This window comes from Paramesorhizobium deserti (assembly GCF_001558695.1).
Taxonomy (GTDB): domain Bacteria; phylum Pseudomonadota; class Alphaproteobacteria; order Rhizobiales; family Rhizobiaceae; genus Paramesorhizobium; species Paramesorhizobium deserti.
In genome coordinates this window covers 1,147,106-1,159,265 of the sequence record NZ_LNTU01000001.1, presented here as the reverse complement: position 1 = coordinate 1,159,265, position 12,160 = coordinate 1,147,106, and the positions used below count along the sequence as shown (strand labels likewise).

Genomic DNA, 12,160 nt, shown 5'->3' with positions numbered 1-12,160 from the left:
CGTCCTTCACGGGGAGAGGGTAAGGGTGAGGGGCAATTTGGAAGCAAAATCGCTTTAGGTCTTACTTATCCACCAGCGCCAGCATTTCTTCCGTATAGCGTTGGCCGGCCACCTTGGCGGGCGAGAGCGCTTCGCCGATCCGGGCGATCTCGTCGCGGTCAAGCACGATATCGGCTGCCGCCGCATTCTCCTCGAGATGCCTGATCTTGCGCGCACCGGGGATCGGCACGATGAAATCGCCCTGATGCAGCACCCATGCGAGCGCCAGCTGCGCCGTCGTCACGTTTTTCGCACTGGCGATTTCCTCCAGCGTATCCACGAGCGCCGCGTTGGCCGCCAGATTGTCCGCCTGGAAACGCGGCTGGGTCTTGCGCCAGTCATCCGCCGAAAGCTCGTCCACCTTACGGATCGCGCCGGTCAGGAGACCGCGCCCGAGCGGGCTATAGGGCACGAATCCGATGCCAAGCTCGCGGCAGACGTCGAAGACTTCTTGCTCCGGTTCGCGGCTCCACAGTGAATATTCGCTCTGCACCGCCGCGATGGGGTGCACCGCATGGGCGCGGCGGATTGTGGCGGCGCTCGCTTCCGAGAGGCCGAGCGTTCGCACCTTGCCTTCGCGCACCAGCTCGGCCATGGCGCCGACGGTCTCCTCGATCGGCACGTTGGGATCGACACGATGCTGGTAGAAGAGGTCGATGACATCGACGCCGAGTCGCTTCAAGGAAGCCTCGGCCACCGCTTTCACATTTTGCGGCCGGCTGTCGACGCCGATGATGCCTTCCGCGCCCTGTTTCGCCGGATCGATCTTGAAGCCGAATTTCGTGGCGATCACCACGCGGTCGCGCACCTCCTTCAACCCCTTGCCAACCAGCTTCTCGTTTTCGAAGGGACCATAGACCTCCGCCGTGTCGAAGAAGGTGACGCCGATCTCCACCGCCCGATGCAGCGTCCGGATCGCATCCTTCTCCTCCTGCCCGCCATAGGCGTAGCTCATGCCCATGCAGCCGAGGCCGACGGCCGATACGGTGAGTTCATTGCCGAGTTTGCGTGTTTTCATGTGGGATGCTCCTTTGATCGGGATGTCTTCAACATAGGGCCACGATCACAATTCGATAATTCCGCTTCATTTTCATGGGTTGTTCCATATTTTAGAACAATGAACCGGAACCAGCTGTCGCAACTTGCCGTTCTCGCCTCCGTCGCCGCCCATGGCAGTTTTCGTGCGGCGGCCAGGGAGCTCCAGATCGCGCCTTCGGCCGTCAGTCATGCGGTGGCCGCGCTTGAAGAGAGTCTCGGTGTTGCCCTTCTCGCACGCACCACCCGCAGCGTCGCGCCGACGGAGGCCGGCAGGCGGCTGCTCGAACGGCTTGCGCCGGCGCTCGGCGAAATCGAGATGGCGCTCGGCGCTGCCGTCGACACGAAAGATACCGTCTCCGGCACATTGCGGCTGAGTGTGCCGAGGCTTGCCTATCTTCTGCTGGTACCGCGCCTCGGCGCGTTCTGTGAAACCCATCCTGATCTCACGCTCGACATCTGCGTCGAAGATCATTTCGTCGATATCGTCGCGGAACGGTTTGATGCGGGATTGCGGCTCAACGAAAGCCTTGAGCGCGATATGGTCGCCGTGCGATTCGGTCCTGAGCTCTGCGGCGCCATCGTTTCCGCGCCTTCCTATTTCGAGCGTCACGGTATCCCGAAGCATCCGGCGGATCTCGCCCGGCACCGCTGCATCCGCCATCGCTTTTCCTCCGGCCGCGTCTACCGCTGGGAGCTGGAGAAGGGCGATGAATCCTTCGAGGTGGCCGTGGATGGCCCATTGATTGTCAATGACGACAGGTTTTCGCTGGAGGCTGCACTGCAAGGCGCCGGCCTCGCCTTTCTTCTGGATGTTCAGGTGGCCGAGGCGATAGCCGATGGCCGGCTCGTGCGGGTGCTTGAAGATTGGTGCCAGCCTTTTCCCGGCCTTTATCTTTATTATCCCAGCCGCCGGCGGATGCGCCCGGCCCTGCGCGCCTTCATCGATTTCTATAGGTCTAACCCCAATTAGGATTTCCGCTCATACCGCGCTCCAAATCCTAAACTTGGGTTAGATTCTAGATCCTGAATGTCTATAGGTCCCAACAGTCCAGCCTTTTCTTTTGTTCCGCTGACCGGTAGGTTCCGCTCCAAATCGAAAAGGAGGAGTTGCCATGTTTCGCTGGGGTGTTCTTTCGACGGCCAAAATCGGTGTGACGCTGGTGATCCCGGCGCTTTGCGCGTCGGAGAATGGCGTGGTGACGGCGATCGCCAGCCGCGATCTGGCGAAGGCCCGCGCCGTGGCCGATCGTTTCGGCGCGCCGCATGCCTTCGGCTCCTATGAGGAACTACTCGCCTCCGACACGGTCGATGGCGTTTACATCCCGCTGCCCACTTCCCAGCATGTCGAATGGGCGATCAAGGCGGCGGAAGCCGGCAAGCATGTTCTTTGCGAAAAGCCGATCTCGCTGCATGCGAGCGAGATCGCATCGCTGATCCGGGCGCGCGATACCTATGGCGTGCTGATCGCAGAGGCCTTCATGGTCTATTATCATCCGCAGTGGATCAAGGTGCGCGAGCTGATCGCATCAGGCGCCATCGGCACGCTCCGCCACGTACAGGGCGCCTTCACCTATTTCAACAAGGATCCGGGCAATATGCGCAACCAGATGGCGCTCGGCGGCGGTGCGCTGCCCGATATCGGCGTCTATCCGACGGTCGCCACCCGCATGACCACTGGAGCCGAGCCCAAGCGCGTCCTGGCGAAGGTCGAGCGCGATCCGGATTTCGGCACCGACCGCTATGCCAATGTCACGGCCGAATTCGACGATTTTGATCTCTCCTTCTATGTCGCCACCCAGCTGGCAGGACGCCAGTTCATGGTCTTCCACGGCGACAAGGGTTTCATCGAGGTTCACGCCCCGTTCAACACGGGCAAATACGGCCATGCGAGGGTGACGCTCAACGACGCCGGCCATACCGAGGCGCGCGAGTGGAATTTCCAGGATGTTAACCACTATCAGCTTCAGGCGCAGAGCTTCGCCCGCGCCGCGCAAGGCGAGGACGTTCCCGTCTTTACGCTGGAAAGCTCTGTTGCGAATCAAAGGTTTATCGATGCGATATACCGCGCCGGCGAGAGCGGCGGCTGGGAAGAGGTCTGAATATCCGCATTTGGGGCTGATCGCTCGCCGATGATTTTACCGCCGTCGCGCCTCTTGTGACTTGCAGTAAAAAACAGCCCTTCTTATATACGCCGCGATGCGGTGTGCTGGTTCCCGGCCAAGGGATCACGTGCCGTCTTAAACCCGGTAGGGGCTGCTGAATGGAATGCTCGGCAGAGGTCCCGGCAGCCTGCTGAATGGAGATATGTGAAATGGCAAAAGTAATCGGCATCGATCTGGGAACGACAAACTCCTGCGTCGCCGTCATGGACGGCAAGAACGCGAAAGTCATCGAAAATGCGGAAGGTGCGCGTACCACCCCTTCCATTATTGCTTTTACGGATAGCGACGAGCGCCTTGCGGGCCAGCCTGCCAAGCGCCAGGCCGTCACCAATCCGGAAGGAACGCTCTTTGCTGTGAAGCGCCTGATCGGCCGCCGCTATGACGACCCGATGGTCAAGAAGGACAAGGACCTTGTCCCTTACAAGATCGTCAAGGGCGACAATGGCGATGCATGGGTCGAGGTGCACGGCAAGAAATATTCGCCCTCGCAGATTTCCGCGATGATCCTGCAGAAGATGAAGGAAACCGCCGAATCCTATCTCGGTGAGAAGATCGAGCAGGCCGTCATCACGGTTCCCGCCTATTTCAACGACGCCCAGCGCCAGGCGACCAAGGACGCCGGCAAGATCGCCGGCCTCGAAGTGTTGCGCATCATCAACGAGCCGACGGCTGCCGCTCTCGCCTACGGGCTCGAGAAGAAGGATGGCAAGACCATCGCCGTCTACGACCTTGGCGGCGGCACCTTCGACGTCTCGGTCCTCGAAATCGGCGACGGCGTGTTCGAGGTCAAGTCGACCAATGGCGACACCTTCCTCGGCGGCGAGGATTTCGACATGCGTCTCGTCGAATATCTGGCAGCCGAGTTCAAGAAAGAACAGGGCATCGACCTCAAGAACGACAAGCTGGCCCTGCAGCGCCTGAAGGAAGCTGCGGAAAAGGCCAAGATCGAGCTTTCCTCCGCGCAGCAGACCGAAATCAACCTGCCCTTCATCACGGCCGATGCGACCGGTCCGAAGCACCTGACGATGAAGCTCTCCCGCGCCAAGTTCGAGAGCCTGGTCGATGATCTGATCCAGCGCACCATCGAGCCCTGCAAGGCGGCACTCAAGGATGCAGGCCTCAAGGCGGGCGAGATCGACGAGGTCATCCTCGTCGGCGGCATGACGCGCATGCCCAAGGTGCAGGAAGTGGTGAAGTCCTTCTTCGGCAAGGAGCCGCACAAGGGCGTCAATCCGGATGAGGTGGTCGCTATCGGCGCCGCGATCCAGGCCGGTGTGCTTCAGGGCGATGTCAAAGACGTGCTGCTTCTCGACGTGACCCCGCTGTCGCTCGGCATCGAGACGCTGGGCGGCGTGTTCACGCGCCTGATCGACCGCAACACGACGATCCCGACCAAGAAGTCGCAAACCTTCTCCACGGCCGAGGACAACCAGTCCGCAGTGACGATTCGCGTCTTCCAGGGCGAGCGCGAGATGGCGGCCGACAACAAGATGCTCGGCCAGTTCGACCTCGTCGGCATTCCGCCCGCACCGCGCGGCGTGCCGCAGATCGAAGTGACGTTCGATATCGACGCCAACGGCATCGTCAACGTGTCGGCCAAGGACAAGGGCACCGGCAAGGAGCACCAGATCCGCATCCAGGCTTCCGGCGGTCTTTCCGATGAGGACATCGAGAAAATGGTCAAGGATGCCGAGGCGAACGCCGAAGCCGACAAGAAGCGCCGTGAGGCGGTCGAGGCCAAGAACCAGGGCGAAGCCCTGATGCATTCGACGGAGAAGTCGCTCAAGGATTATGGCGACAAGGTCTCCGCCGACGACAAGACGGCCATCGAGGATGCGATCGCCTCGCTGAAGACCGCGCTGGAAGGCGACGACGCCGAGGACATCAAGGCGAAGACGCAGACGCTCGCCGAGGTCTCGATGAAGCTTGGCCAGGCCATGTATGAGGCGGCCCAGGCTTCCGAGGGTGGTGAGGAAGCGCCAGCCTCCGAGAGTAAGTCGGATGACGATGTCGTCGACGCCGACTATGAGGAAATCGACGACGACAAGAAGAAGTCCGCGTAAAGCGCGACTTCTGAGATTGTGAAAAGCCCGGCCTTGGTGCCGGGCTTTTTTGTTGTTAACGGGTCTGGGATATCGTTTGTCTCATCATTTTCGGATGGAAACGATGCATATGCATTTTCTGCCAATCACCCCCCTCTGCCCTGCTGGGCATCTCCCCCTCCATCTTTCGGCATCCTCGGGCTTGACCCGAGGATCCACGGCAAGGGGGCAGAAACGGTATTATCATCCGCTACGGAATCATAAGTCATTATCGCCTGATATTTGTTCCTGCCTGCTCACTGGAATGCGTCGACGCAACGGAAACGTCAGTGCCCCTCAGCCATGGATCCTCGGGTCAAGCCCGAGGATGACGATGAGCGTGGGGGAGATGACCGGCAGGGCAGAGGAGGGGGATGCTACACGACGCCCGCTCGAGCAGGAAAGGCATTAGCGAAGCGCATGTATTTCCGGCTGTTCGAGTTCTGGCGCCTGATTGCCGCGCTTCTCATCATGCTTTACCATTTTTCGTTCAACGGGCCACCGGGCACGGAGTGGATGATCGAATGGCTTCAGCGCCTGCGGCCGCTGCTGGACATGTTCTTCATCATCTCGGGCTTCCTGATCGTCGTGCATTATGGCGACACGGTCACGGATTGGCGCAGCTATGTCGTCTATATGCTGAGACGCTTCGCCCGGCTCTATCCGCTGCATTTGATCACTTTCCTGCTCTTTCTCGTTGTCGGCATCGGCTATCATCTGGGGTTGTTGCGTCCGTTCGGCGGGGCCGAACGCTATGATATGGCGCAGATCATTCCCAATCTGGCTCTCGTCCAGGCATGGGGCTTCTCGCGGGAACTGACGTTCAATTTCGTTTCCTGGTCGCTGTCGGCGGAATGGTTCTCCTATCTCCTGCTGCCGCTCATTCTCGTCGCCCAGCGGACCGCGGGGGTGAAGGGGCTTGTCGTTCTGCTGCTTCTCTGGATCGGGCTTCTGGAAACGCTGCTGGCGCTCCACATCATGCCGGGCAAGCACTGGCTGGCGGCAGACACCTGGGGCGCCTATCGCGCTTTTGCCGATTTCATCGCCGGCGCGCTGATCGCAGCACTGGCCTCCCGCAGCCGCCTGAAACTGACGGCGCGCTGGCCCGCCTGGCTGGTGATCCTCGCCTCCTGCACATTGATGCAGCTTCAGGTCGACTATTATTACAGTGTCATCGTCATGGGCATTGCCGTTTTCCTGGCCGCGGTCGCGGAGCGCAACGACCAGAAGACGCCGGTCTATCCCGCTTATCTGCGCCCCTTCGCTGCCGTCTCCTTCGGCGTCTATCTCTGGCATCCGGTGGTCGAGGTCGTCCTGTTCGGCCTTGTCTGGAAAAGGCTGCTGGCGCCGCTCGGGATCATCGATTTCTATGCCTTCCTGCCGATCCCTATGGCCATCACCATGGTCGTCGCGGTGCTGTCCTACCGCTTGTTCGAGAAGCCGGTGGGCGACTGGTTCCTGCGCCGCCTCGGTCTGAAGCGCCCGGCTTCCACGGCAGCGGTCTCGCCGCTCATCTGAAACGGCGATTGACGGCAAATTTTCTTTTGCCGATAAGCGGCAGGGGATATGAGAGCATCGGACCCGCTTCAGGATATTTCGGGAGGAATCGTGGAAACCAGGAAAATCGGCAAGACGTCGCTCGCTGTGACGAAGATCGGCTTCGGCGGCGCGGCCATTGGCGGGCTTTATCGCGAATGCAGGCGCGATGCGGCGATGGAGACCCTTTCCACCGCCTGGGACGCGGGCCTGCGCTATTTCGATACCGCGCCTTTCTACGGCTTCGGCCTGTCGGAGCGGCGCACCGGCGATTTCCTGCGTGATAAGCCGCGCGACAGCTATGTGCTCTCGACCAAGGTCGGCCGCCTGCTGCGTCCAGTGCCGGAAGACCAGGTGCCGGATCATTCCTATGTCGATCCGCTGCCCTTCACCGTCGACTATGACTACAGCTATGACGGCATCATGCAGTCATTCGAGTTCAGTCTGGCGCGGCTCGGGCTGAACCGCATCGATATCCTCTATGTCCACGATATCGGCGCCTATACCCATGGGATGGAGAAGAACGCAGCCTATATGCGCCAGCTCCTTGGCGGCGGCCTGAAGGCGCTGGATGAGCTCAAATCATCGGGCGCGATTTCGGCCTATGGCCTCGGCGTCAACGAGGTGCAGGTCTGTCTCGACGTGTTGGCGCGGCACCCACTCGATTGCATTCTTCTGGCCGGTCGCTATTCACTGCTTGATCGCTCGGCCGAAAACGGCCTGCTCGACCTCTGCCGCAAAGAGCAGACGTCGCTCGTCATCGGCGGCGTGTTCAACTCCGGTATCCTTGCCACCGGACCGGTTGCCGGCGCCCATTTCGATTACGGCCCCGCATCCGAGGATATCCTTCGGCGCGTCGGTTCGATGCAGGAGGTGGCGCAGGAAAACGGCATCCCGCTCGCCGCCGCTGCCATGCAGTTCCCGCTGCGCGAGCCCGTTGTCGCCAATGTGCTGATCGGCACGGCCAAGCCCTCGAGCCTCACCCGCAACATGGAACTCATGAAAATCGACGTGCCGGAGAAAGCCTTCGCCGCCTTCGAGCCGTTCACGATCCGCTGATACCGGTTTTGATGGAATCGGATCGCTTTGGATAGCGATGGCGTTGATGTCCGGCCGCTGGTGGAGTGGGCGATGTCTCGGAATGGATCCTCGGGCTCGACCCGAGGATCCATTCCGGAACGGTCTAAGCGGAAACCGCAGCGCCGTTTCGGCATCAGCTCGAAGACACTTCGACAGATGGAAGCACCAATACTTCCATCAAAACATGAACCCCTCTACCCCTTCTTCTCCACGGCCGCAGGCGCTTCCCGCTCGCTCCAGATGCCCATGTCGATCTTGCCGGCAAGCTCGGGATACTGCGCTACTTCGAAATGCGGGGTGCCGGTTTTGCGCTGCGCGAAGAAATCCGCGGTCAGCTTGGCCACCGTTCCCGAAAGAAGCACGATCGCAATGAGGTTGATCGTCGCCATCAATCCCATCACCGCGTCGGCCGTGTTGAAGACAGTCGCCACCGTCTGATAGGCGCCCCAGATCACCATGGCCAGCGCACCCAGCCGCAGCAGGGTCAAGCCGTAGACGTGATCGACGCCGAGATAGGTCAGCGCGTTCTCGGCATAGGCATAATTGCCGATGATCGAGGTGAAGGCGAAGAAGAGGATGGCGATCGCAATGAAATAGCGGCCGAATTCGCCGATATGCACGACCAGGGCTTCCTGCGTCAGCGGCGTACCCGTGAGTTCGGAGCCGGGGGCGAGCTTGTGCGACAACAGGATCATCACTGCCGTCGCCGTGCAGATCAGGATCGTGTCGATGAAGACGCCAAGCGCCTGCACGAAACCCTGCGATGCGGGATGATGCGGGTTCGGCGTCGCGACCGCTGCGATATTGGGAGCGGAGCCCATGCCGGCCTCGTTGGAGAACAGGCCGCGCTTGACGCCGTTGAGCATGGCAGCGGCGATGCCGCCCGCCGCCGGCTCAAGCCCGAAGGCGCTCTTGACGATCAGCGCGATCACGCCGGGAACTTCGGTGAAATTCGCGATCAGCACATAGATCGCCACCAGGAGGTAGGCGATCGCCATGAACGGCACCAGCAATTCGGCGACGCGGGCGATCTGCTTGATGCCGCCGAAGATCACGATACCCGAGAGGAGCGCAAGCGCTATCCCCACATAGAGCTTGTTGAAGCCGAACGCGCCTTCCATCGCGTCGGCGATCGAATTGGCCTGCACCGCGTTGAACGCCAGGCCGAAGACGACGATCAGGCAGATCGAGAAGATGATCGCGGCCCAGGGCGCATTCAGGCCTCTGGCGATATAGAAGGCCGGTCCGCCGCGATACTGGCCGTTTTCGTCGCGGATCTTGTAGAGCTGTGCGAGCAAGCTTTCGGAATAGGCGGTAGCCATGCCGACCAGCGCCACCATCCACATCCAGAAGATGGCGCCTGGTCCGCCGAGATAGAGCGCCACGGCCACGCCGGCGAGGTTGCCGGTGCCGACCCGCGAGGCGAGGCTGGTGCACAGCGCCTGGAACGGGGTGATGCCGCTCTTGTCCTCCGCCGGCGCCGCGAGCACCGAGCGGAAGAATTCGGGAAAATGCGCGAACTGGATGAATTTCAGACGCAGGGTGAAAAAGACGCCGACGGCCAGAAGGCCGTAGATCAGGATATAGCCCCAGAAGATATCGTTGAGAAAATCGATGATGGTATCCATGTGTGTCCCCTCGGTCTCCCGGTTCTCAAAGAGCAAAGGTCATGGCTCCGGGTGAAAAAGCGCATCGCGCATGCCGGAACGGTTCAGCGTAACTAGGCGCAGTTTCGCATCAGTGAGAACCCCAAAAACGCGGACTGTCCACGTTTTTCGGCAGTTCACCTGGATAAATCGGATGACTTGCAGGAACTTTTCGCTGAAAATTGCGATTAACGCCGGAAAAAGATGGAGATATTCCATGGGGCCCGAGACATTCATGCTCGAAGCCGGCGATGGCGTGCCCAACAATCCGCGCCTGCCGGTGCTTCTCTATCGTGATGATGTGAAGGTGAACGGCGATGCCGCCGGCCATATCGAGCAGCTTTTCATCCGCAATGGCTGGACCGGGATCTGGCGCAACGGCGTCTTTCCCTATCACCATTATCACACCGAGGGACATGAGGTGCTGGGCATCGCATCCGGCCGGGCGCAGCTGCTCATCGGCGGTCCTCAGGGAAGGGAGATGACGGTCGAAGCCGGCGATGTGCTGGTGCTTCCCGCCGGAACGGGGCACTGCCGGCTCGATGCGAGCGGCGATTTCCTGGTGATCGGCGCCTATCCGCCGGGACAGCGTGCCGATATCCGCCGCGAGCCGCCGTCAAAAGAGGATCTGGAGCGGATCGCGCGGCTGCCGCTGCCGCAATCCGACCCGCTTGAAGGAGTGGACGGCCCGCTCGTCGCCATCTGGCGGCAGGCTTTGGGCGATCAGTCGCGGTCAGGCGCACCGAGCGGAAAGAGTGGCCGATAGGGGCGGGCCTCGTCCACCGCCCGTGCAAAGGACGGCCGCGCCAGGAGCTGCTGCCGGTAGGCGCGGAGATGGGCGAAATCCTCGGTGATCGGATGCACCCAATCCGCATAGAAGAGCGAAGGCGCGGCAGCACAATCGGCAAGGCTGAAGCCGTTGCCCGCCGCCCACTCCCGGTCCGCCATTCGTCCATTGAGCCAGTGATAGGCCGTATCGAGCATCGTCCGCGCCTCGTCGACACCATAGGCATCGCGCGCTTCCTCGGGGCGAATACTGTTGAAGACGATCTTCTGCATCGGGATCATGACGTAATTGTCGAAGAAGCGGTCCATCATCCGCACGTCGAGCGCGGCGTCGGCATCCTCGGGGATCAGTCGTGTCGGCCCCGGATGATGGAGGCCCAGATATTCGATGATGATCGTCGCCTCCATCACCGTGCGGCCGCCGTCCACGAGTACGGGAAAACGCTTGATCGGCCACAGTGCCATCCATTCGGCCAGTGTGCTTTCATCCTCGGGGCCAAGGAAACGGTATTTGAAAGGCGTGCCGTTCTCGTAAAGGGCGATAAGCGCCTTCTGGCTGTAGGACGAGAAGGGATGGGCATAGAGTTGCATGGGCATGATCATCTCCTCAGGCAGATCGGTCGCGCCGGTAATGCAGGATGACCGCGCCGGTATCGAGCGGCTTTGCTTCGATCAGCGTCAGCTTGATCTCCGGGCGGCCGTCCTCGAACAGCCGCTTTCCCTTGCCGAAAAGGACTGGTGTCACCATCAGCCGGTATTCGTCGACGAGATCGAGCGCGACGAGGCTATTGGCGACGCCGGCGCCTCCGAACGTATAGATATCGCCTTCGACCTCTTCCTTCAGCCGGGCGATCGCGCCGGCCGGATCACCCTTTGCCAGCGTGGCGTTCCAGCCGGGATCGCCCGTCATGGTCGTGGAAAAGACCGTCTTCGGCAGGCGGTTCATGGTGCCGGCATAGCTGATGCCGGCTGCCGGGCTTTCAGGATCGGTGTCGGCCGCGCTCCAGAAGCCCTTGTTGAAAAGAAAATTGATGCGGCCATAGATGAGATGGCGGGCGCGTTCGAGCGCATAGCCCGACCAGTGGCGGCTGAGATCGTCCGACCAGGCCGGCGGCGCGAATTCGCCGTTCGGCTTTTCGATATAGCCGTCGAGGCTCGTGAACATCGATAGAATCAGCTTTGCCATTTCATCCTCCTATGGCTTCAGCAACCACTTGCGTTTTGCAATCGGTTGCTTTGTAGCGCAACTGATCCTATTTTGCAAGCAGTCAGTGGAGAATTATCCGATGGAGAATACGCACCGTTCAGGATGCCCGATCAACCTGACCCTGGAAGTGCTGGGCGATCGCTGGAGCCTGATCATCATTCGCGACATCATGTTCGGCAATCGCCGCCACTATCGTGAGCTGCTCAACCATTCGGAGGAGGGGATCGCATCCAATATTCTCGCCGATCGCCTGAAGCGGCTGGTCGAGAATGGATTGCTCTCCAGGCGTGACGATCCGAGTCACAGGCAGAAGGCGATTTACAGCCTTACCGAGCCGGCCATCCAGCTCGTGCCATTGTTCGCGCAGATGGGCGCATGGGGACGGCGCCATATGCCCGTCTCCGACGAATTGTCGATCCGTGCGGAACTCCTGGAGGAGGGCGGCCCACCGATGTGGAAGGAGTTCATGGCCGAGCTGCGGACGCTCCACCTCGACGCGCCTGCCGCCGGACCGTCGGTCCTCGCCGGGCTGCAAGCGGCCTATGAGGAGGTGGTAGCGCGGAAAAAAGCGGGCTGACTGGGGCA

At 60.9% G+C, this 12,160-nt stretch carries 11 protein-coding genes; 7 read left to right on the top strand and 4 right to left on the bottom strand.

Annotated elements, in window-relative coordinates:
* Positions 1 to 61: 61 nt before the first annotated feature.
* Entirely contained in the window at positions 62 to 1,057 is a 996-nt protein-coding gene (locus ATN84_RS05475; protein WP_068880513.1) for an aldo/keto reductase, read from the bottom strand.
* Positions 1,058 to 1,156: 99 nt separating this feature from the next.
* On the opposite strand from ATN84_RS05475, the gene ATN84_RS05470 reads away from it, so the two are divergent.
* The 5 genes from ATN84_RS05470 (at position 1,157) to ATN84_RS05450 (ending at position 7,915) form a co-directional block, all read left to right on the top strand.
* Positions 1,157 to 2,047, top strand: coding sequence for a LysR family transcriptional regulator (locus ATN84_RS05470; RefSeq protein ID WP_068880512.1), 891 nt, complete (start codon positions 1,157 to 1,159; stop codon positions 2,045 to 2,047).
* A gap of 142 nt (positions 2,048 to 2,189) precedes the next feature.
* Positions 2,190 to 3,176 (top strand): Gfo/Idh/MocA family protein, encoded by a 987-nt coding sequence (locus ATN84_RS05465; RefSeq protein ID WP_068880511.1) that lies wholly within the window; start codon positions 2,190 to 2,192, stop codon positions 3,174 to 3,176.
* Between the two features lie 212 nt (positions 3,177 to 3,388).
* On the top strand, positions 3,389 to 5,302 hold the full coding sequence (gene dnaK, locus ATN84_RS05460; protein WP_068880510.1) for a molecular chaperone DnaK: 1,914 nt from the start codon (positions 3,389 to 3,391) through the stop codon (positions 5,300 to 5,302).
* A 438-nt stretch (positions 5,303 to 5,740) separates the two neighbouring features.
* On the top strand, positions 5,741 to 6,838 hold the full coding sequence (locus tag ATN84_RS05455) for an acyltransferase family protein (RefSeq protein WP_068880509.1): 1,098 nt from the start codon (positions 5,741 to 5,743) through the stop codon (positions 6,836 to 6,838).
* A 90-nt stretch (positions 6,839 to 6,928) separates the two neighbouring features.
* On the top strand, positions 6,929 to 7,915 hold the full coding sequence (locus tag ATN84_RS05450; protein WP_068880908.1) for an aldo/keto reductase: 987 nt from the start codon (positions 6,929 to 6,931) through the stop codon (positions 7,913 to 7,915).
* Between the two features lie 215 nt (positions 7,916 to 8,130).
* Here ATN84_RS05450 and ATN84_RS05445 read toward each other — a convergent pair whose 3' ends face one another.
* Complete coding sequence (locus tag ATN84_RS05445; protein WP_068880508.1) at positions 8,131 to 9,564, bottom strand: alanine/glycine:cation symporter family protein; 1,434 nt, start codon at positions 9,562 to 9,564, stop codon at positions 8,131 to 8,133.
* 235 nt (positions 9,565 to 9,799) lie between these two features.
* Here ATN84_RS05445 and ATN84_RS05435 point away from each other — a divergent pair, with 235 nt between their 5' ends.
* Positions 9,800 to 10,348: a cupin domain-containing protein gene (locus ATN84_RS05435; RefSeq protein ID WP_068880506.1), complete on the top strand. Its 549-nt coding sequence runs from the start codon at positions 9,800 to 9,802 to the stop codon at positions 10,346 to 10,348.
* On the opposite strand, the gene ATN84_RS05430 is transcribed toward ATN84_RS05435, so the two are convergent.
* Both ATN84_RS05430 and ATN84_RS05425 read right to left on the bottom strand, forming a co-directional pair.
* Complete coding sequence (locus ATN84_RS05430; protein WP_068880907.1) at positions 10,306 to 10,965, bottom strand: glutathione S-transferase family protein; 660 nt, start codon at positions 10,963 to 10,965, stop codon at positions 10,306 to 10,308. The genes ATN84_RS05435 and ATN84_RS05430 overlap by 43 nt on opposite strands.
* A gap of 10 nt (positions 10,966 to 10,975) precedes the next feature.
* On the bottom strand, positions 10,976 to 11,554 hold the full coding sequence (locus tag ATN84_RS05425) for a dihydrofolate reductase family protein (RefSeq protein ID WP_068880505.1): 579 nt from the start codon (positions 11,552 to 11,554) through the stop codon (positions 10,976 to 10,978).
* Positions 11,555 to 11,654: 100 nt separating this feature from the next.
* Here ATN84_RS05425 and ATN84_RS05420 point away from each other — a divergent pair, with 100 nt between their 5' ends.
* Positions 11,655 to 12,152 (top strand): winged helix-turn-helix transcriptional regulator, encoded by a 498-nt coding sequence (locus ATN84_RS05420; RefSeq protein ID WP_068880504.1) that lies wholly within the window; start codon positions 11,655 to 11,657, stop codon positions 12,150 to 12,152.
* The last annotated feature ends 8 nt before the right edge of the window (positions 12,153 to 12,160 follow it).